Consider the following 19,599-nt stretch of genomic DNA (forward strand, 5'->3'; position numbering starts at 1 on the left):
GGTCAAACAGGCGCAAACAACCAGGCCATCGCACATCAACGCCCACCCAAGCCATGAACCCCACCCCCAAACCCCAGCACATCGGCATCGTCGGCTGTTCCGCGGAAGGCGCAGCGCTTTGCTACCAGACCATTTGCACCGAAGGCGCCAAACTGCTGGGCCCGCATGCCCATCCCGAGGTGTCCCTGCACACGCCCTCGCTGGCCGACTACATGGCCTGCATTTACCGGGACGACTGGCGCGGTGTCGGCGACGTCATGCTGGCCTCGGCCCACAAGCTTGCGGCGGCGGGCGCCGATTTCCTGATCTGCCCCGATAACACCATCCACCAGGCCTTCGCGCATGTCGAAGCACGCTCGCCCCTGCCCTGGCTGCACATCGCGGAAGTCGTCGCCGGAGAGGCTGCGCAACGCGGTTACCAGCGCATCGGCATCACCGGCACCCGATGGCTGGTGGGCAGCGAGGTCTATCCCGAGAAGTTCAGCGCGCGCGGGCTGGACTATCTTCGCCCCACGGACGCGGAACGCGACGAGATCAACCGCATCATCATGGATGAACTGGTTTATGGCGTCTTCACGCCCCAGGCGGTCGCGTATTTCCAGCAGGTGATGACCCGCATGAAAGGCGGGGGCTGCGACGCCGTGGTGCTGGGTTGCACCGAAATCCCGCTAATCATGAGCGATGCCAATTCGCCCCTGCCGACGCTGGATTCGACGCGTCTGTTGGCGCGGGCGGCGCTTCGCCGGGCGGTGCAGGGCGCGGCCGTGTAATTGCATCCAGAAACAAAAAAGCCGGTTAGCAAACGCTAACCGGCTCTCTGCTGGTTTTAATGGTCGGTGTGAAAGGATTCGAACCTTCGACCCCTTGCACCCCATGCAAGTGCGCTACCAGGCTGCGCCACACACCGACAAGCCTCAGATTATAGCCTGCCCCGAAGCGCTTCTCAGTGGTTGTTCCCGAGGAGATCGCGGATTTCGAACAACTCGCGACGCACAAGCTGCAGCCTTTGCTGCGCTGCGGTGCCCGTGGGCAAGTCAGACCCCTCACTGTCTTCAAAGTCGGAGTGGTCCGTCGAGTCCTCAAAATCGTCGAGTACCGAATCACCGCCTTCAAGCAGCGACTCCCCGCCTTCGAGCACTTCGACGCCGTCCAGCATGACCTCGCCATTGCGGCGCTTGTCGCGTTCGATCTGGACGATTTCCTGGAGTTTGTTGCGCGCGCCACTGATGGTGAAACCCTGGTCATAGAGCAGGTCACGGATGCGGCGGATCATGAGCACCTCGTGGTGCTGGTAGTAGCGGCGATTGCCGCGCCTTTTCATCGGGCGTAGCTGCGTAAACTCCTGCTCCCAATAACGGAGCACATGAGGTTTGACGCCGCACAAATCACTGACTTCACCGATAGTGAAATAGCGTTTCGCCGGGATGGGTGGAAGGGTTTTCTCCAATTAAATCAATGCGCTAAGGAGGAAACCTCTAAATCTACTCTAAGTCGAAAGTTAGCGCAAAGGGTTGCTGGGCTTTTTTGAAATCTGTTGTTCCGTCACACAGGTAACACCTAGTTACTAAGGTGATCGCCTTGGTGAAAATCACGCCGCAGAGGACCGGGCGCCGGCGGGACTCACTCGGCCGCGGTTTCGCCCTGGATTTGGTCTTTGAGCTTGTGGCTGGCGTGGAAGGTGACCACACGGCGGGCCTGGATGGGAATGGCCTCGCCGGTGCGGGGGTTGCGGCCGGGACGGGGGGCCTTGGTGCGGATCTGGAAATTGCCGAAACCGGAAATTTTCACGTCATTGCCGTCCACCAGACTGTCTGAAATCAGGTCGAAAAACGCGTCGATCATGTCCTTCGATTCGCGTTTATTGAGCCCGATCTGCTCAAACAGCAATTCGGCGAGGTGTGCCTTGGTCAGCGCCGGGGTTTCCAGGCTTTCTACAGAAAAATCCATGCGGCAGTGCTCCTGGCGTTTTTATTCTTGGAAGATTTCGTGGAAGCCTCAGGCACGCAAACGTGCCCCGAGTTGGCCTTGCAGATTCGCGAGAACCGCCTGAACGGCCGCCTCAATTTCCTCGTCGGTCAGTGTAGCGGTGTCGCTCGAAAGCACCAAGCGCACGGCCAGGCTTTTTTCGCCCAATTGCATGCTGGCGCTTGCTTGTTGCGGCCGGTAGACGTCGAACAAGGTCGCACCCTTGAGCAGGCCTTGCGTGGCGGCGCCATGGATGGTCCCCATGAGCGCGGCGTGCGTGACGCCCTCGGCCACGATGACGGCGATGTCGCGCTCCACGGGTTGCAGCTTGCTGACCTGCTTGAATTCGGGCACCTGGCGCTGCAAGACCGCGTCGAGGTCCAATTCGAACAACAGCGGTGCCTGGGCCAGGTCGTAGCCCTGGCGCCACTGCGGATGCAGTTCACCTACGAACCCGATCTGCTTGCCCGCCACAGAGACGCTGGCGCAGCGGCCGGGATGCATGGCGGGATGCGCGGCGGGGGCAAAAATCGCCTGCAGCGGCGCGAGCAAGGCTTCGACGTCACCCTTGATGTCGAAGAAATCCACCGCCTTGTCGGGCTGGCTCCAGTTCAGCGCAGCCCGCGGGCCGTAGGCCAAACCGGCCACGCGCATGGGCTGATTGAAGCCCGCCACGGTGGTGTCGGTGTTCTGGCTTTGGGCGTCTCGCAAGAAAACGCGGCCCAGCTCGAACACATTCACGCGGGACGCCTTGCGGTCCAGGTTGAACTTGAGCACCTGCAACAGCGAGCCCAGCAGCGAACTGCGCATCACGCTCATCTGGCTGGCAATCGGRTTCAGCAGCTTGATGGGRTTCGGGTTGCCGGCAAGCTCATGCTCCCAGCGCTCTTCCACAAAGCTGAAATTGATGGTTTCCTGGTAGCCCAGCGAAGCCAAAGCGCGGCGCACGCCAAAGGGGCTGCGCTCGGCCTCGGGGCGCAGCCGCGCCGTGATGGGCGCCAGCGGCGGCGTGTCGGGCAAATGGTTGTAGCCGACCATGCGCACCACTTCTTCGATGAGGTCTTCCTCTATCTGCAGGTCGAAGCGGTAGCTAGGAGGCGTCACGGTCAGCGTGCCCTCCCCTTGCGCCACCGGCAAGCCCAGGCGCTGGAGCGCATCCAGGCACTGTGCCTGCGTGAGCGGCATACCGATCACCTTGGCGGCTCGCGCGACGCGCAGGGTGACGGGCGCCGCCTTGGGCACATTGACCTGCTGGTCATCCATGGGGCCGCACACGGTTTCCGGCGTGCCGCAGATGTCGATGATCAGCTGGGTGATGCGTTCGATGTGCTCGACGGTCTGCCCGGGATCAACGCCGCGTTCGAAGCGATGGCCCGCATCGGTCGAGAAGTTGTAGCGGCGCGAGCGGCCGGCAATCGCCTTGGGCCACCAGAAAGCGGCCTCGACGTAGACGTGTTTCGTGTCGTCAGATACGGAAGTTGCGTCGCCGCCCATGATGCCAGCAAGCGATTCGACCTGTGCGTTGTCGGCGATGACACCGACCTTTTCATCGACCGTCACGGTATTGCCGTTCAGCAGCTTGAGCKKYTCGCCGGGCTTGCCCCAGCGSACGTCSAGMCCGCCRTGRATYTTGTCSAGGTCRAAGATGTGCGAGGGGCGGCCCAGCTCGAACATCACGTAGTTGGAGATGTCCACGAGCGCGGTCACGCTGCGCTGGCCGCAGCGGGCCAGGCGGTCCACCATCCATTGCGGCGTGGCAGCCTTCGTGTTGACGTTGCGCACCACGCGGCCGGAAAAGCGGCCGCACAGGTCGGCGGCGCTGATCTTGACAGGCACCTTGGTGGCATCAGCAGCGGCTACTGCAGGAAAAGACGGCGTATTGAGTGGAGCGCCGGTGAGCGCGGAGACTTCGCGCGCCACGCCATAGACGCTCAGGCAATGCGCGAGGTTGGGCGTGAGCTTGAGCGTGAACAAGGTGTCATCGAGCCGCAGGTGCTCGCGGATGTCCTGGCCCAGCGGCGCATCGGCGGCCAGTTCGAGCAGGCCGCCGTGGTCTTCGGAGAGCCTGAGTTCGCGCGCCGAGCACAGCATGCCCTGGCTTTCGACGCCGCGCAGCTTGCCGACCTTGATCAGGAAGGGTTTGCCGTCTTCGCCGGGTGGCAGTTCGGCACCGACGAGGGCGCAAGGCACCTTGATGCCGACGCGGGCATTGGGCGCGCCGCAGACGATGTTGAGCAGGCTGCCCTGCCCCACGTCGACCTGGCAGACACGCAGGCGGTCGGCGTCAGGATGCTGGACGGCTTCCTTGATTTCACCGACGACGATCTTGGTGAAAGGCGGCGCCACAGGCTTGAGCTCTTCGACCTCCAGGCCGGCCATGGTGAGGGTGTCGGCGAGCTGCTGGGTATCGAGCGGCGGGTTGCAGAATTCGCGCAACCAGGATTCTGGGAATTGCATGGTGAGGGACCTTGTTCTTGTTTTTGTTCTTGTGGCTTATGACTGGAACTGCGAGAGAAAACGGATGTCGCCGTCGAAGAACAGGCGCAGGTCGTTGACGCCGTAGCGCAGCATGGTCAGGCGGTCGGGGCCCATGCCGAAGGCAAAGCCGATGTATTTCTCGGGGTCCAGCCCCATGTTGCGCACCACGTTCGGGTGCACCTGGCCGGAGCCGGCCACTTCCAGCCAGCGGCCGGCGAGCGGGCCGGTCTGGAACTGGATGTCGATTTCGGCGCTGGGCTCGGTAAAGGGGAAAAAGCTGGGCCGAAAGCGCAGCACCAGGTCGTCGCTTTCAAAGAAGGTGCGGCAGAAATCGGTGAAGACGAACTTGAGGTCCTTGAAACTCACGTTCTCGCCTATCCACAGGCCTTCGCACTGGTGGAACATGGGTGAGTGAGTGGCGTCGCTGTCGACACGGTAGGTGCGGCCCGGCGCGATGACGCGTATCTCTGGCATGCGGCCGCCGGCATCAATCAGCGCGCGGTGCTTCTTGACATGCTGGACCGCATGGCGGATCTGCATGGGGCTGGTGTGGGTGCGCAGCAGGTTGGGCGCGGCTTCGGTGCCGCCCTCGACATAAAAGGTGTCGTGCATCGAGCGCGCCGGATGGTCTTCCGGTGTGTTGAGCGCGGTGAAATTGAACCAGTCCGTCTCGATCTCGGGGCCCTGGGCCACGTCGAAACCCATGGAACCGAAAATGCCTTCAATGCGTTCCAGTGTCAGTGACACGGGATGCAGGCCGCCCTGCACGCGCTGGCGGCCCGGCAGGCTCACATCAAGCGCTTCGGCTTTCAGCTGCTTTTGCAGCTCGGCGTCGGCCAGCGCCTGGCGGCGCTCGTTCAGCGCGGCTTCGATGGCCTGCTTGGCCAGGTTGATGGCAGCGCCGCGGGATTTTTTCTCTTCGACGCTGAGGGCCGCCATGCCCTTCATCAACTCGGTCACGCGGCCGGCCTTGCCCAGGAACTGCGCCTTGGCGTTTTCCAGGTCGGCGGGCGTGTGGGCCTGCGCAAAGCTGGCCTGGGCGCTGCTGACCAGTTCTTGGAGGGCATCAGGTTGGGTCATACGTTCTCTTGTTCGAAATACAAAACAGCGAAGGCGCTTTCGGCAGGACTCTCACCAAGCCGGCGGGCTGTGAGCGCTGCGGAAAGGGCCATGAAAAAAGGGCCAGAGCCTTTTCAAGCTCCAGCCCTTTATTTTCTTGCGTCGGCGGTGATTGATTCGATAGTCTCAATACCGCCTGGCCTGAAAATCAGGCGGCCAGCTTGGCTTTCACCTGTTCAACGATGGCGCCGAAAGCAGCGCTGTCATGGATGGCCATGTCGGACAGAACCTTGCGGTCGATCTCGATGCCGGCTTTCTTCAGGCCGTTGGCAAACTGGCTGTAGGTCAGGCCGAATGAACGGCTTGCAGCATTGATACGGGCGATCCACAACTGGCGGAACACGCGTTTCTTGGTACGGCGGTCACGGTAGGCATATTGCCCAGCCTTCATTACCGCTTCTTTGGCGATACGGAAGACGTTGCCGCGGCGGCCGCGGAAACCTTTTGCAAGGGTTAAAACTTTTTTGTGGCGGGCGCGAGCCGTTACACCACGTTTGACGCGAGGCATGTATGTACTCCTTGTTCGTCGTTAATTAAATGCCCTGGCCTGGGAGCATCTGTGCCATGTGACCCATATTGGTCTCATGAACAGTCACCGCACCACGCAGATGGCGTTTGTTTTTGGTGGTCTTCTTGGTCAGGATGTGACGTTTGAAGGCTTGGCCGCGCTTGACGGTACCACCCGGACGAACGCGGAAACGCTTTTTAGCGCCGCTCTTGGTCTTCATTTTGGGCATGTAGATGCTCCTTTTCATTTGTGCTCGTGAGGCGCTGCGAACCTTCCGCAGACTTGATGGCCCCGAGCCACTTGTAGTAGCGAGGTATGACCCTTGCCACTGCCGGCAGGCGTTTTTCAACACCCGCTGGTCGCGACAGGTTTGACCCCGTCACTTTCGGAGGAAGGCTTGTCGCCTGCCCTCACCGGAAACACCTTGCGGCATCCCCTACGGCCCGCCGGACGAATCCGGCAAACCAGTGTTCTTCTTCCTGCCTCAGGCCGCAGCCGAAGGCGCTGGAGCGGCGGTAGTTTCCGCTGCCGGCTTGCCGCCGGGCTTCTTGCGGCCCGGCGCGATCATCATGACCATCTGCCTGCCTTCAAGCTTGGGGAACTGCTCCACCACAATCAAATCCGCCAACTCGTCGCGAATGCGCGCCAGCAGGGCGAGGCCCAGTTCCTGGTGCGTGATTTCGCGGCCGCGAAAGCGCAAGGTGATCTTGCACTTGTCGCCCTCTTCCAAAAAGCGCTTGATGTTGCGCAATTTGATGTTGTAGTCCCCATCGTCAGTGCCGGGCCGGAATTTGACTTCCTTGATCTCGATCACTTTTTGCTTGGACTTCGCTTCCGCCGCCTTCTTCTGCTCGGCGTACTTGAACTTGCCGTAATCCATCAACCGGCACACGGGCGGAACCGCCGTGGGGGAGATTTCAACAAGGTCCACGTCGGCCTCACCTGCCAGGCGCAAGGCCTCCGCGATGCTGACAATGCCTAAAGGCTCGTTGTCCGGCCCACTCAGACGCACTTCGGGGGCCATGATTTCACGGTTCAAGCGGTGCTTGCGTTCTTCACGGTGACGGCGGTCACGAAATTCAGTAGCGATGGTTCTATCCTTTAACTCTTGCTATAAAAGCTATAGCGGCTTGCGCCCGTCCAGCATGGACGAGAAGCTTTAATGCCCACAAACTCGGAGGAATTCGTCAGCGATTCAGGCTTTTTGTGTGATGTCAGAAGCAATTTGCCGGGCAAATGCATCGAGAGGCATCACTCCAAGGTCTTTATTGCCCCGGGCGCGCACTGCTACAGATCCGGCTTCCTTCTCCTTGTCGCCTACGACCAGGATGTAAGGCAGCTTTTTCATCGAGTGCTCCCGTATTTTATACGTAATTTTCTCATTGCGCAGGTCCAGGTTGACCCTAAGCCCTTGATTTTGCAGCGTTTTGGCAACTTCCCGGGCATATTCGGCCTGGGAATCGGTGATATTGAGGACTGAAACCTGCTCGGGAGCAAGCCAGGTCGGCAACGCGCCGGCGTGTTCCTCGATCAAAATCCCGATAAAACGCTCCAGGCTGCCCACAATCGCGCGGTGCAGCATCACCGGCCGGTGGCGGTTGCCGTCTTCGCCGACGTATTCCGCGTCCAGGCGCTCCGGCATCGAAAAATCGACCTGCATGGTGCCGCACTGCCACTGGCGGCCAATGGCATCTTTCAGGGTGTATTCGATCTTGGGGCCGTAAAACGCACCGTCGCCGGGGGCGATTTCAAACTCGCAGCCGGACGCGCGCAGGCTTTCCATCAGCGCGTGCTCGGCCTTGTCCCAGCTTTCGTCCGAGCCGATGCGCGCTTCGGGGCGCGTGGCCACTTTGTAGATGATGTTCTTGAAGCCGAAATCGGTGTACACCTTCTGCAGCAAGGTCGTGTAGTCCACGCATTCCTTGAGAATCTGGTCCTCGGTGCAGAAAATATGGCCGTCGTCCTGCGTGAAGCCGCGCACGCGCATGATGCCGTGCAGCCCGCCCGAAGGTTCGTTGCGGTGGCACTGGCCGAATTCGCCGTAGCGCAGCGGCAGGTCGCGGTAGCTYTTGATSCCCTGCTTRWAGATCAGGATGTGGCCSGGRCAGTTCATGGGCTTGAGCGCGTATTCGCGCTTCTCGCTCTCGGTCGTGAACATGTTGTCGCGGTACTTGTCCCAGTGGCCGGTTTTCTCCCACAGCGTCTTGTCGATGATCTGCGGGCCTTTGACCTCCTGGTAGCCGTTGTCCTGGTAGACCTTGCGCATGTACTGCTCCACGCCCTGCCAGACCGTCCAGCCCTTGGGATGCCAGAACACCAGGCCGGGTGCATGGTCGTCGATATGGAACAGGTCCAGTTCCTTGCCGAGCTTGCGGTGGTCGCGTTTCTCGGCCTCCTCCAGCATCGTCAGGTATTGCTGCAGTTCGTCCTTGGTCGCCCAGGCCGTGCCGTAGACACGCTGCAGCATTTCATTGCGATGGTCACCGCGCCAGTAGGCGCCAGCCACTTTCATGAGTTTGAAGAACTTCAACTTGCCCGTGCTGGGCACGTGAGGCCCGCGGCACAGGTCTTCGAAGGCGCCTTCGCGGTAAAGCGACACGTCCTCGTTGGCGGGGATGCTGGCGATGATCTCGGCTTTGTAGTGCTCGCCGATGCTCTTGAAGTGCGCCACGGCCTCGTCGCGCGGCAACACGCGGCGGGTTACCGGCTCATCCTTGGCGGCGAGTTCCGTCATGCGCTTTTCGATCGCCACCAGGTCTTCCGGCGTGAACGGGCGCTTGTAGGAGAAATCGTAGAAAAACCCGTTCTCGATCACCGGGCCAATGGTGACCTGCGCATCCGGGAACAACTCCTTGACGGCGTAGGCCAGCAAGTGGGCCGTGGAATGGCGAATCATGTCCAGGCCATCAGCATCCTTGGCCGTGATGATTGAAACCGCACTGTCCTTGTCGATCAGGTAGCTGGTATCGACCACCTTGCCGTCGACCTTGCCGCCCAGGGCGGCTTTTGCCAGGCCGGCACCTATMGAGGCGGCGACTTCGGCGACCGTGACAGCTTGCGGGTATTCGCGCTTGGAGGCGTCGGGGAGCGTGATCTGGATCATGGGATGAAAATTTTTAGAGATAAAAATGAAGCAACAAAAAAGCGCGGAACATGCCGCGCTTTGATGGGGAAAATTGGATGAGAGCTATAAATTGTGTAGCTAACAATCACCAAGGGGTGCAGCCTAGCGCCCTGGATGACTCCAGAAAACGGACGAGGTCGTAGTTCGCGGTGTCATAACCCGAACGATCCTTCCTGTTTCCAGCTTGATTGATTGCATGCGCGTATTTTACGGCAGGTTGGCAAGACCCCGTCCGCGGCGCCCGTTCAGCGGTGCGCGACGCGCTATTGCGGCGAGCCCGGCGGCAAGAAGCCCAGGCCCAGGCAACGCGGGCATTCAGTGATGACGGTCTGCTTTTCGACTTCGAAATGCTCGTTGATGTTTTCGCTCTCGATGCGCAGCTCACCGGAACCCTCGCAATCGGGACAGGAAATACGCTTGAAACCCACGGTTAAGTCCGACACGGCAGCCCCTCCAGTTGATATTCAAAGTCGTGTTTTATGTAACAAGTTGAACTCTACGCCAAAAAGCACTCACAAAAAAGCCCGGATAGGCCCTAAGTTCCTGTCCGGGCTAAAGCCGCGCCCTTGAAGGCACAAGCGTCTGGGTAATTGTTGCGGGAGTGTTCAGTTCAGTGGAACTGCTCTTCTTCGGTGGAGCCGGTCAGCGCGGTCACGCTGGACTTGCCGCCCTGGATCACGGTGGTGACTTCGTCGAAGTAGCCGGTACCGACTTCCTGCTGGTGCGACACGAAGGTGTAGCCACGGTCGCGGGCAGCGAATTCGGGCTCTTGAACCTTCTCGACATAGGCTGACATGCCGCGTTTGACGTAGTCCTGAGCCAAATCGAACATGTTGTACCACATGGAATGGATGCCGGCCAGGGTGATGAACTGGTACTTGTAGCCCATTGCGCCCAGTTCTTTCTGGAACTTGGCAATGGTCGCGTCATCAAGGTTTTTCTTCCAGTTGAAGGACGGCGAGCAGTTGTAGGCCAGCATCTTGCCGGGGTGCACCTTGTGCACGGCGTCGGCAAACTTCTTGGCGAACTCGAGGTCGGGCGTGCCGGTTTCGCACCACACCAGATCGGCATAGTGGGCGTAGGCAATGGCGCGGCTGATGGCCTGGTCAATGCCTTTTTTCGTCTTGTAGAAACCTTCCGCCGTACGCTCGCCGGTGATGAAGGGCTTGTCGTTTTCGTCGTAATCGCTGGTCAGCAGGTCGGCCGCTTCAGCGTCAGTGCGGGCAATCACCAGCGTGGGCACGCCGCAGACGTCGGCAGCCATGCGGGCCGCCACCAGTTTTTGCACGGCTTCGGCCGTAGGCACCAGCACTTTGCCGCCCATGTGGCCGCATTTCTTCACCGAGGCGAGCTGGTCTTCCCAGTGCACACCGGCAGCGCCGGCCTTGATCATGGCCTTCATCAGTTCAAAGGCGTTGAGCACGCCGCCGAAACCGGCTTCGGCATCGGCCACGATGGGCGCGAAGTTGTCGATATAGCCCTTGTCGCCAGCATCGATGCCCTTGGAGTGCTGGATCTCGTCAGCACGGCGGAAGGTGTTGTTGATGCGCTCCACCACGGTAGGAACGGAGTCCACAGGGTACAGCGACTGGTCGGGGTACATGGAGGCGTAGCTGTTGTTGTCGGCGGCGACTTGCCAGCCCGACAGGTAAATCGCTTTGACGCCGGCCTTGACCTGCTGCATGGCCTGGCCGCCCGTCAGCGCGCCCAGGCAATTCACGTAAGGCTCGTTGTTGACCAGGTCCCAGAGTTTTTCGGCGCCGCGGCGTGCCAGCGTGTGCTCAATGGGGAAGGAACCGCGCAGGCGGACCACGTCGGCCGCGCTGTAACCGCGCTTGATGCCCTTCCAGCGGGGATTGGTGGCCCAGTCTTTTTCCAGGGCGGAAATCTGCTGGTCGCGGCTCAGTTGTTCAGTGAGGGTTTGTGGCATGGTGGGCTCCGTGGGTTAAAGAGAATTGAAGAAGAGAAAAAAGTGAATGCGATGAAGTCACTTTAAGTCTTCTACAAGACTTTGTGAAGCTCTTATGTCTTATATAAGACAAATTTAAAATCAAACAAAATCAACACTCTTCCGAATAAATACCGCAATATAAAATTCTATTTCTCGGATTGAGAAAATTTCCGCAGCGCACCATTTCACATTTTTATATTGTGAAATGAATTTATTGAATCGTGAAATATGAGGCAAAGCCACGAGCGGGCCCAACAGCGCCGCGAAGGCAGCCCGTGCTTCAATCCAATCAGAATGGATGCACGGTGCACGTATGCTCGCGGCAACACGCGCGGAAACTCAGGTTTTGCGGCCAGTACGGTGCAGCACCCAGTCGCCGCCAGCGATGACCGGCTTGCCCTGGGTGCGCTCAGGTGCGATTTCATAAAGGACGCACAAGAGCTCACGCGCTTCGCCTCGCGATCCGCTTGGCTCCGGGCTCGCGTCCAGCTGCACTACCACCTCGCGCTTGGCATATTCACCAGTTTGCTGCGGCCAGACCTCTTCGATTTCATCGAGCACGCGTTCCAGCTCGGCGCTGATGGCGTAGACCTCACCGTGCACCACACCTGGTCCGCCCAGCACCAAGCCTGGGTAGCTTCCCAGGTGGTGCATGACACCGGCCACTTGTGCCCGCCCTACCCAGCGTGGCGCGGGCGGCAAGCGGTTGATGTCCCGCTCTTCCCCTTTGCGCAGGGTGCCGTAGACAAAGACATGGCGAGTGATGGAAGAAGATGGCATCGCTTGGAATCCTGGGTATCGGAAGGCCTGTAAATCCAGCCCGGAAAATTAAGGCATGATTCCGGCCTGCCGGCATCCCTGCCAATCCCTCCAACCGGCGGGCCGCATGGCCGTGCAACAGGAACCCCCAGTTTAATGAACCGCATTGTGGCGTACGCCTGTCTTGGGCTCAGCATGTCGCTGGTGGGCAGCTACGTGGCGCTGTCCAAACCCCTGGTCGCCGCCCTCCCCGTCTTCCTGCTCGCCTGGTTGCGCTTTGGCATAGGCGGTGCGGCCATGCTGCGCTGGCTCAAAAAGCCCGCTGAAGAGATTCCCATGAGCCGGCAAACCGCCCGCCTGCTGTTCCTGGAGTCCTTCCTGGGCAACTTCCTGTTTTCCATCTGCATGCTGTTCGGCGTGAGCATGACCAGTGCCGTCGCGGCCGGCGTCATCATGGCCTCCATCCCGGCCGCCGTCGCGCTCATGAGCTGGCTGTTCCTGCGGGAGCGCATTGGCCTGCGGGTCTGGGGCGCAGTGGCCTGCGCCGTGGTTGGCATCGCGCTGGTGTCGCTGGCCAAAAATCCAGCGGCGGTGCACGCCGCAGCGGGGCCGCAAACCGACCCGGCGCCAAGCTACGCCTGGCTGGGCAACCTGCTGCTGGTGGGAGCGGTCCTGTGCGAAGCCTTCTATGCGGTGATCGGCAAGAAACTGACCGGCGTGCTGAGCCCCAAACGCATTTCAGCCTTGATCAACCTCTGGGGTTTTGCGCTCGTCACGCCGCTGGGGCTCTGGATGGCCTGGAGTTTTGACTTCGGCCGGGTTGCGCCGTCCTTGTGGCTGCTGCTGGTGTTTTATTCACTAGCCGCCAGTGTCTGGACGGTCTGGCTCTGGATGACGGGCCTCAAGACCATCCCTGCCAACGAGGCCGGTGTGTTTGCCGTGCTGCTGCCCATCAGCGCCGCCGCGGTCGGCGTCATGGTGCTGGGAGAAACACTGAACGCCACCCAGATCGGCGCCTTCGGCATTGCGCTGGCCGGCGTGGTGCTGGCTACTTTGCCGGGACGGGGTCTGGAAAAGCCTGTTCCGGTCGAGCCGCCGCACTGATTTCGCGGTCCAGCCGCTTTTGCCGGCGCATCACATAGATGCTGTAGCTGATGATGCCCAGCGACACCACGGTGATCAAAATCGTGGCCGCCGCGTAAATCGACGGGTTCACGCCGCGGCGGGCGTAGCTGAAGATCACCTGCGGCAGGGTCGTCACGCCCGGGCCCGACAAGAACTCCGAAATCACCACGTCGTCAAACGAGAGCGTGAAAGTCAGCAGCCAGGCCGACACCAGGGCCGGCGCGATATTGGGCAGGGTCACCAGAAAGAACACCTGCATGGGACGGCAGCCCAGGTCCATGGCGGCCTCTTCGAGGGTGCGGTCCATTTCACTGAGGCGCGACTGGATCACCACGGTGGCGTAGGCCATGCCCAGCAGGGTGTGGCCGGTCACGATGGTGATGAAGCCGCGATCGGGCCAGCCCACGGTGCGCTGCACCGCCACCATCAGCAGCAGCAAGGACAGCCCGATGATGACCTCGGGCATGACCAGCGGCGCATTCACCAGCCCGTAAAACAGCGTGCGCCCGGTGAAGCGCAGATAGCGCACCAGCACAAAGGCGGCAAAGCTGCCCAGCACCACCGACAGCGTGCCGGTAATCAGCGCCACCTTGAGCGAGAGAAAGAAGCCTTCGACCAGCCGCGAGTCCGCCAGCAAGGCCTCATACCAGCGCGTCGAGAAGCCGGTGAAGACGCCGTCCTGCCGCGTGCTGTTGAAAGAAAAGACGATCAGGAAGAACAGCGGGATGTAGAGGAACAGGTAAACCAGCCCCATCCAAAACCGGCCCACATTGTTTTCCACCAGTCGCGAAAAGCCCCTCATGCCGGTTTTCATCTCAGTGCCCTCCCCGCGCGTCGCGATCGCTGCTGGAGCGGTAATAAAAGGCCAGTGGCACCAGGATCAGCAGAATCATCACGACCGCCAGCGCGGAAGCGCGCGGCCAGTTGTTGCTGCTGAACATCTCGTCCCAGACCACGCGCCCAATCATGATGTTTTCGGCACCGCCCAGCAGCGATGGGATCACGAACTCGCCGACGCTGGGAATGAACACCAGCATGGAGCCGGCCACGATGCCGGATTTGCTGAGCGGCACGGTGATCAGCCAGAAAGCCTTCCAGGCGCTGGCGCCCAGGTCGTGCGCGGCCTCCAGCAGGCGGAAATCCATTTTCACCAGGTTGGCGTAGAGCGGCAGGATCATGAAGGGGCAGTACACATAGGTCATGCCCACCAGCATGGAGACGTCGGTGTAGAGCATCACCATGGGTTCCTGGATGATGCCCAGCGACAGCAGCAGGTTGTTGAGTACGCCTTGGTCGGCCAGGATGCCCTTCCAGGCGTAGACGCGCAGCAGGAAGGAGGTCCAGAACGGCAGCATCACCAGCATCAGCAAGGCTGGGCGGATCGCGGGCCGTGAGCGGGCGATGAAATAGGCAAAGGGGTAACCGATGACCAGGCAGGACAGCGTGGTGAGCAAGGCGTACTTCAGGGAGGTCTTGTAGGCCTCCATGTAAATCGTGTTGCCGAAGCCTCCTGCCGCACCCTGCGCGTTGTCGATGAAGATGGATGYGTAGTTGTTGTAGCGCAGCAGCACGTGCCACGATCCCTTGACCGTCTCAATCAGCGGTGCGAAGGGATCGACGCCGTTGCCCATGTCCGTCACGCTGATGCGCAGCAGGATCAGGAAAGGCAGCACAAAAAACAGCAGCAGCCAGACGTAAGGCACGGCGATGACGAAGCGCCGCCCGAGGTTGAGTTGAAGCCAGGAGGGGATGTTTTTCATCGCCGGGATTAAATCTTTGGGGCTGGTGGGCTGGACTTATTGCGTCAGCACCACCGGCGCGGAGCCATCCCACCAGAAGAAGACCTGGTCGTCCCAGGTGATCGTGTCGCTGTCGTGGCGCGTGGTGTTGGTCTCGGTGATCTTGAGGGTGCGGCCGCCAGCCGCTTCCACGATGAAGGTGTTGTAGCTGCCGAAGTAGGCGATCTCACGCACCTTGCCGGTGAACAGGTTGGTGCCGACGCCGGCCGGCCGGGTCTTGGCGATGTGGATCTTCTCGGGCCGCACCGCGATGGCGACCGACATGCCCAGCGTGCCGCTGATGCCGTGCCCCACACTCACCACGCCCTGGTCGGTGGTGACCTCGCAGCGGTCGGCCTCGTCCAGCGTGAGCTCGCCCTCCAGCATGTTGACGTTGCCGATGAAGTCGGCCACAAAGCGGCAATTGGGATGCTCGTAGATTTCCTTGGGCGTTCCAACCTGCAGCACGCGGCCGTGGCTCATCACGGCGATGCGCGAGGCCATGGCCATGGCTTCTTCCTGGTCGTGCGTCACCATGACGCAGGTCACGCCCACGGACTCCAGGATGTTGACCAGTTCGAACTGCGTGCGTTCACGCAGCTTTTTGTCCAGCGCACCCAGGGGCTCGTCGAGCAAAAGCAACTGGGGGCGCTTGGCCAGGCTGCGAGCCAAGGCCACGCGCTGCTGCTGCCCGCCGGAAAGCTGGTGCGGCTTGCGCTTGGCGAAGGCCTCGAGCTGGACCAGCTTGAGCATTTCCTGCACGCGGGCCGCGATTTCGCCCTTGGGCATGCCCTCGCGCTTGAGGCCGAAGGCAATGTTGTCCTCAACCGTCAGGTGCGGAAACAGCGCGTACGACTGGAACATCATGTTGATGGGCCGTTCGTAGGGCGGGAAGGAGGCGATGTCCACGCCGTCCAGGATGACCGCGCCGGAGGTCGGTTTCTCAAAACCCGCCAGCATGCGCAGCAGGGTCGATTTACCGCAGCCGGAGCTGCCGAGCAGTGCGAAGATTTCACCCTTGTGGATGGACAGCGAGACGTCGTCGACCGCCGCCACGCCGTCAAAGCGCTTGACCAGCTGGTCGGTCCGCAAATAGCCATCACCGGGCGATGGGGGCAGGTTCATGAACAGCGTTTCCTGTCGTCACCAAGATGAAAAAAAGCTGCGCACGCAAAGCATTGCGTGCACAGCCGGGTTCAGATTCAAATTACCGTTCGGCAAAAATCAGCGGAAAACTCACTTGCCTTTTTTGAAGGCGGTGAACACATTGCTCATGGACTCGCGGGCCTCATTGCTGAAGCTGGCCGGAGACACCATTTTCTTCAGGTTGTCCGGGTCGGGGAAGACAGCCTTGTCCTTGGCGATCTCAGGCTTGACGTTCGCCAGACTGGCCTTGTTGGCGGTGGCGTAGCCCAGTTCGTTGGTCAGGGATGCGGACACTTCCGGACGCAGCGAGTAGTTGATGAAGGCCAGCGCGTTGTTGGGGTGCTTGGCATCCTTGGGGATGGCCAGGGTGTCGAAGAAGATCAGGCCACCGGTGCTGGGCAGCAGGGCCTCGACATCGTTGCCGCTCTTGTTTTCCAGCGCGCGAGCGCGGGCGATGTTGATGTCGCCGGCCCAGGCCAGGGCCACGCAGGCCTTGCCACCGGCCAGGTCGTCAATCATGGTGCTGGAGAACATGCGGATGTGCGGACGCACCTTGGCCAGCATCTCGGCGGCCGCCTTGTGGTCGGCTGGGTCGTTGGAGTACGCGTTCTTGCCCAGGTAGTGCATAGCCGGCGGCAGCACTTCGGTGGGCGAGTCGAGGTAGGCGATGCCGCAGGCCTTGAGCTTGGCGGTGTAGACCGGGTTGAACACCAGGTCCCACGCGTTTTCCGGCATGGGCGTGGAGCCCAGGGCCTTGGTGACCTTGGCCTTGTTGATGCCGACCGTGGTGAAGCTCCAGGCCCAGGGCACGAGGTAGCCGTTGCCGGGGTCAATGGTGCCCAGCTTTTCCATGATGGCCGGGTCCAGGTTGCCGTAGTTGGCGATCTTGGTTTTGTCGAGCTTGGCGAGCAGGCCACCGTCGATCTGCGGCTTGGCGAACACGGCGCCGGGGACGACGATGTCATAGCCCGTGTTGCCGGCTACCAGCTTGGCGTGCAGGGCTTCGTTGTTCTCGAAAGTCTGGTAGTTGACCTTGATGCCGGTTTCCTTTTCGAAGTTGGCGATCATGTCCTTGGCGACATAGTCAGGCCAGTTGTAGACATTSAGCACCTTTTCCTCGGCGGCGACAGGCGCCGGTGCGCTCGCGGCGGCGGCCGGTGCCGCAGCGGCAGGCGCTTCGTCTTTTTTACCGCAGGCGGTCAGTGCCGCCACCAGCATGGCCGAAAACGCCCAATACCCTAGATGCTTTTTCATAATGTCCTCAACTCCTCTTATAAAAACTTGGAAGTAAAAACCAGGAAACACTAGCAAAAATCAGACCGGAGCAATTGTATAAGAGGGCCGAAGGGGCGGGAACCTTTCTTATGCGGCCTTTGCATGGGGCCTGCCGCGGCGGCCTGGCAAATCCGCCTACAGCAAAACGGGCCTAAGGCGCTAGGCGCCCTGCCCCTCTCCACGTACGCTTTTGGGGCAAGCTTTCACTCTCCTTTCCGAAAGATACCCCATGGGATTTGCCCACTGGCTAGGCCAGGCCGCCATGAAGCCCTTTGCCCGTGCATTGCCTGTGATGGGCGACACAGAGCGCGCAGCGCTTGAGGCGGGCACCGTTGGCTTCGAAGGCCGGCTGTTTTCAGGCCAACCCGACTTCGACGCCCTGCTGGCCGCCGGGCCCAATGTGCTCAGCGCCACGGAACAGGCCTTTCTGGACACAGAAGTCACCGCCCTCTGCGCCATGCTGGACGATTTCGCCATTGACCAGGCTGGCGACCTGCCCGCCGAGGTCTGGGCCTATATGCGCGAGCACCGCTTCTTCGGAATGATCATCCCCGAGGAGCATGGCGGGCTGGGTTTCAGCCACTACGCCCACGCCACCGTGGTCACGCGCATCGCCACCCTCAATATCTCCGCGGCCGTGACCGTCATGGTGCCCAACTCCCTGGGTCCGGCAGAGTTGCTGCTGCGCTACGGGACACCGGCACAGAAGCAGCATTACCTGCCGCGCCTGGCTGACGGCCGCGACCTGCCCTGCTTCGGGTTGACCTCGCCCTATGCGGGCTCCGATGCAGCCTCCATTCCCGACAGCGGCGTACTGGTCGAACGCGAGGTCGACGGCGCCATGGTGCGCGGCTTTAGCGTCAATTTTTCCAAGCGTTACATCACGCTGGCGCCGGTGGCCACTGTCGTCGGCCTGGCCTTCAACGCCATCGACGAAAGCCTGCCCGAAAGCCAGCGCCAGCTGGGCATCACCTGCGCGCTGATCCCCGTGCCGCAGCCCGGCATGGACATCGGCAGGCGGCACAGGCCCATGGATGCCGCCTTCATGAACGGCCCCATCGAGGGCCGCGAGGTCTTCATCCCCATGGACTGGGTCATAGGCGGCGAGGCCCGGGTCGGCCAGGGCTGGCGCATGCTGATGGAGTGCCTGGCCGCCGGGCGCGCGATTTCATTGCCGGCACTGGGCTCGGCCATGCAGCAAACCGCGCTCTTCGTCGCCAACGGCTACGGCCAGGTGCGTGAACAGTTCGGCCTCCCCATAGGCCGTTTTGACGCGATTGCCGGCGTGATCGCCGGGATGGCCTGCGAGCTTTACGCGACGGACGCCGCGCGCCGCTACACCGCGGCCGCGCTGGACAAGGGCGAGCAGCCCAGCGTGGCCAGCGCCATCCTGAAGGTGCACCTGACCGAAGCCGGCCGGCGCGCCGTCAGCCACGGCATGGACATCCTGGGGGGCAAGGGCATCATCCAGGGCCCGTCCAACCTGCTCTCCGTGGCCTACCGCGGCGCGCCCATCGCGATCACCGTGGAAGGCGCCAACATCCTGACCCGCTCGCTGATTATTTTCGGCCAGGGCGCGGTGCGCTGCCACCCCTACGTGATGAAGGAAATGCAGGCCGTGCAGGACAAGGACGCCGAAGCGTTGGGCCAGGCCTTGATGGGCCACGGCGGGCACGTGCTGCGCAACTTCTGGCACAGCATCGCGGGCGCACCACTGCGGGGCACGCCGCCGGCGGGCCTGGAAAAAGAAGCCCGGCTGATCGCCCGCCTGAGCAGCCAGTACGCGCTCACCTGCGACCTGGCCATGGGCCTGCTGGGTGGCAAACTCAAGCGCATGGAACTGCTGTCGGCCCGGCTGGGCGACGTGCTGGCCCACCTCTACATGGCCAGCGCCTGCGCCTGGCGCTATGCCGTTGAAAAGGACGGGGACATGCTGCCGGTGGCCAGGGCCGCGATTCGCATGCAGCTCGACGAAGCCGGCAATGCACTGGAAGCGCTGTATGCCAATTTCCCCTCGCCGCTGCGCCGTGTGGTGGGGGCCATGGTGCTCAACCGCAGCACCCGGCTGGCGCCGCTCCGGGATGCGCAGTTGCTGGAACTGGCGAAACTGCTGCGCACCCGCAAAGCGATCATGCGGCGCCTGTGCCCCGACCTGGCCACGCCGAGCAGCGGCGGCTTGCGCGATCTGATGGATGCGCTCGCGTTGGCAGAGCAACTGGGGGAAGAAACCGTGGCGCTCAACAAGGCCGTGCGCGGCCGCCAGTCCATGGAACGCGCCGCGCAAATATCAAGCAACCCTGAGCTGGCGCTGGCCTACCTTCGTGCGGCGGACAAGGTGATCCAGGTCGACGACTTCGCGCCGTAGAACCCG

18 protein-coding genes and 1 tRNA gene are annotated in these 19,599 nt (G+C 61.5%); 3 read left to right on the top strand and 16 right to left on the bottom strand.

All coding sequences use genetic code 11. From position 1 onward, the window contains the following. Nucleotides 1-53 precede the first annotated feature (53 nt). On the top strand, nt 54-770 hold the full coding sequence (locus tag AC1D1Y_RS02985; RefSeq protein ID WP_477681050.1) for an aspartate/glutamate racemase family protein: 717 nt from the start codon (nt 54-56) through the stop codon (nt 768-770). A gap of 60 nt (nt 771-830) precedes the next feature. Here the strand turns inward: AC1D1Y_RS02985 and AC1D1Y_RS02990 are convergent. From AC1D1Y_RS02990 to AC1D1Y_RS03045, 12 genes are all read right to left on the bottom strand, one after another. Beyond that, a tRNA-Pro gene (locus tag AC1D1Y_RS02990) sits at nt 831-907 on the bottom strand. Nucleotides 908-943: 36 nt separating this feature from the next. Next, complete coding sequence (locus tag AC1D1Y_RS02995; protein ID WP_477654612.1) at nt 944-1,447, bottom strand: MerR family transcriptional regulator; 504 nt, start codon at nt 1,445-1,447, stop codon at nt 944-946. A gap of 173 nt (nt 1,448-1,620) precedes the next feature. Next, nucleotides 1,621-1,947 carry an integration host factor subunit alpha gene (locus AC1D1Y_RS03000; protein ID WP_477654611.1) on the bottom strand — a complete coding sequence of 109 codons (327 nt, stop codon included), beginning with the start codon at nt 1,945-1,947 and terminating at the stop codon, nt 1,621-1,623. A 48-nt stretch (nt 1,948-1,995) separates the two neighbouring features. Continuing rightward, nucleotides 1,996-4,422, bottom strand: coding sequence for a phenylalanine--tRNA ligase subunit beta (gene pheT / locus AC1D1Y_RS03005; RefSeq protein WP_477681051.1), 2,427 nt, complete (start codon nt 4,420-4,422; stop codon nt 1,996-1,998). 36 nt (nt 4,423-4,458) lie between these two features. Then, complete coding sequence (gene pheS / locus AC1D1Y_RS03010; protein ID WP_477681052.1) at nt 4,459-5,523, bottom strand: phenylalanine--tRNA ligase subunit alpha; 1,065 nt, start codon at nt 5,521-5,523, stop codon at nt 4,459-4,461. Between the two features lie 187 nt (nt 5,524-5,710). Beyond that, nucleotides 5,711-6,070, bottom strand: a complete 360-nt coding sequence (gene rplT / locus AC1D1Y_RS03015; protein WP_477654608.1) for a 50S ribosomal protein L20 — start codon at nt 6,068-6,070, stop codon at nt 5,711-5,713. Between the two features lie 25 nt (nt 6,071-6,095). Beyond that, nucleotides 6,096-6,299, bottom strand: coding sequence for a 50S ribosomal protein L35 (gene rpmI / locus AC1D1Y_RS03020; protein WP_007870723.1), 204 nt, complete (start codon nt 6,297-6,299; stop codon nt 6,096-6,098). Nucleotides 6,300-6,554: 255 nt separating this feature from the next. Further along, complete coding sequence (infC, locus tag AC1D1Y_RS03025; protein ID WP_477681136.1) at nt 6,555-7,160, bottom strand: translation initiation factor IF-3; 606 nt, start codon at nt 7,158-7,160, stop codon at nt 6,555-6,557. A gap of 105 nt (nt 7,161-7,265) precedes the next feature. After that, on the bottom strand, nt 7,266-9,173 hold the full coding sequence (gene thrS / locus AC1D1Y_RS03030; protein WP_477681053.1) for a threonine--tRNA ligase: 1,908 nt from the start codon (nt 9,171-9,173) through the stop codon (nt 7,266-7,268). A gap of 284 nt (nt 9,174-9,457) precedes the next feature. Further along, complete coding sequence (locus tag AC1D1Y_RS03035; RefSeq protein ID WP_153976329.1) at nt 9,458-9,637, bottom strand: hypothetical protein; 180 nt, start codon at nt 9,635-9,637, stop codon at nt 9,458-9,460. Nucleotides 9,638-9,804: 167 nt separating this feature from the next. After that, nucleotides 9,805-11,124 (bottom strand): isocitrate lyase, encoded by a 1,320-nt coding sequence (gene aceA / locus AC1D1Y_RS03040; protein ID WP_477654605.1) that lies wholly within the window; start codon nt 11,122-11,124, stop codon nt 9,805-9,807. A gap of 360 nt (nt 11,125-11,484) precedes the next feature. After that, nucleotides 11,485-11,925 (bottom strand): gamma-glutamylcyclotransferase family protein, encoded by a 441-nt coding sequence (locus AC1D1Y_RS03045; RefSeq protein WP_477681054.1) that lies wholly within the window; start codon nt 11,923-11,925, stop codon nt 11,485-11,487. Between the two features lie 135 nt (nt 11,926-12,060). Here AC1D1Y_RS03045 and AC1D1Y_RS03050 point away from each other — a divergent pair, with 135 nt between their 5' ends. Beyond that, nucleotides 12,061-13,008, top strand: a complete 948-nt coding sequence (locus AC1D1Y_RS03050; RefSeq protein ID WP_477678912.1) for a DMT family transporter — start codon at nt 12,061-12,063, stop codon at nt 13,006-13,008. Here AC1D1Y_RS03050 and AC1D1Y_RS03055 read toward each other — a convergent pair. The 4 genes from AC1D1Y_RS03055 to AC1D1Y_RS03070 all read right to left on the bottom strand — a co-directional run bounded on the left by AC1D1Y_RS03055 (nt 12,953) and on the right by AC1D1Y_RS03070 (nt 17,207). Then, nucleotides 12,953-13,831, bottom strand: a complete 879-nt coding sequence (locus tag AC1D1Y_RS03055; RefSeq protein ID WP_477681055.1) for an ABC transporter permease — start codon at nt 13,829-13,831, stop codon at nt 12,953-12,955. The genes AC1D1Y_RS03050 and AC1D1Y_RS03055 overlap by 56 nt on opposite strands. A 13-nt stretch (nt 13,832-13,844) precedes the next feature. Beyond that, nucleotides 13,845-14,789 (bottom strand): ABC transporter permease, encoded by a 945-nt coding sequence (locus tag AC1D1Y_RS03060; protein ID WP_477681056.1) that lies wholly within the window; start codon nt 14,787-14,789, stop codon nt 13,845-13,847. Between the two features lie 36 nt (nt 14,790-14,825). Next, complete coding sequence (locus tag AC1D1Y_RS03065; protein ID WP_477681057.1) at nt 14,826-15,932, bottom strand: ABC transporter ATP-binding protein; 1,107 nt, start codon at nt 15,930-15,932, stop codon at nt 14,826-14,828. A 111-nt stretch (nt 15,933-16,043) separates the two neighbouring features. Then, nucleotides 16,044-17,207: an extracellular solute-binding protein gene (locus AC1D1Y_RS03070; protein WP_477681058.1), complete on the bottom strand. Its 1,164-nt coding sequence runs from the start codon at nt 17,205-17,207 to the stop codon at nt 16,044-16,046. A gap of 250 nt (nt 17,208-17,457) precedes the next feature. On the opposite strand from AC1D1Y_RS03070, the gene AC1D1Y_RS03075 reads away from it, so the two are divergent. After that, nucleotides 17,458-19,593 (top strand): acyl-CoA dehydrogenase, encoded by a 2,136-nt coding sequence (locus tag AC1D1Y_RS03075; protein WP_477681059.1) that lies wholly within the window; start codon nt 17,458-17,460, stop codon nt 19,591-19,593. Nucleotides 19,594-19,599: the final 6 nt, after the last annotated feature.

The sequence above is a fragment of the Polaromonas sp. P1_G1 genome (assembly GCF_056405595.1).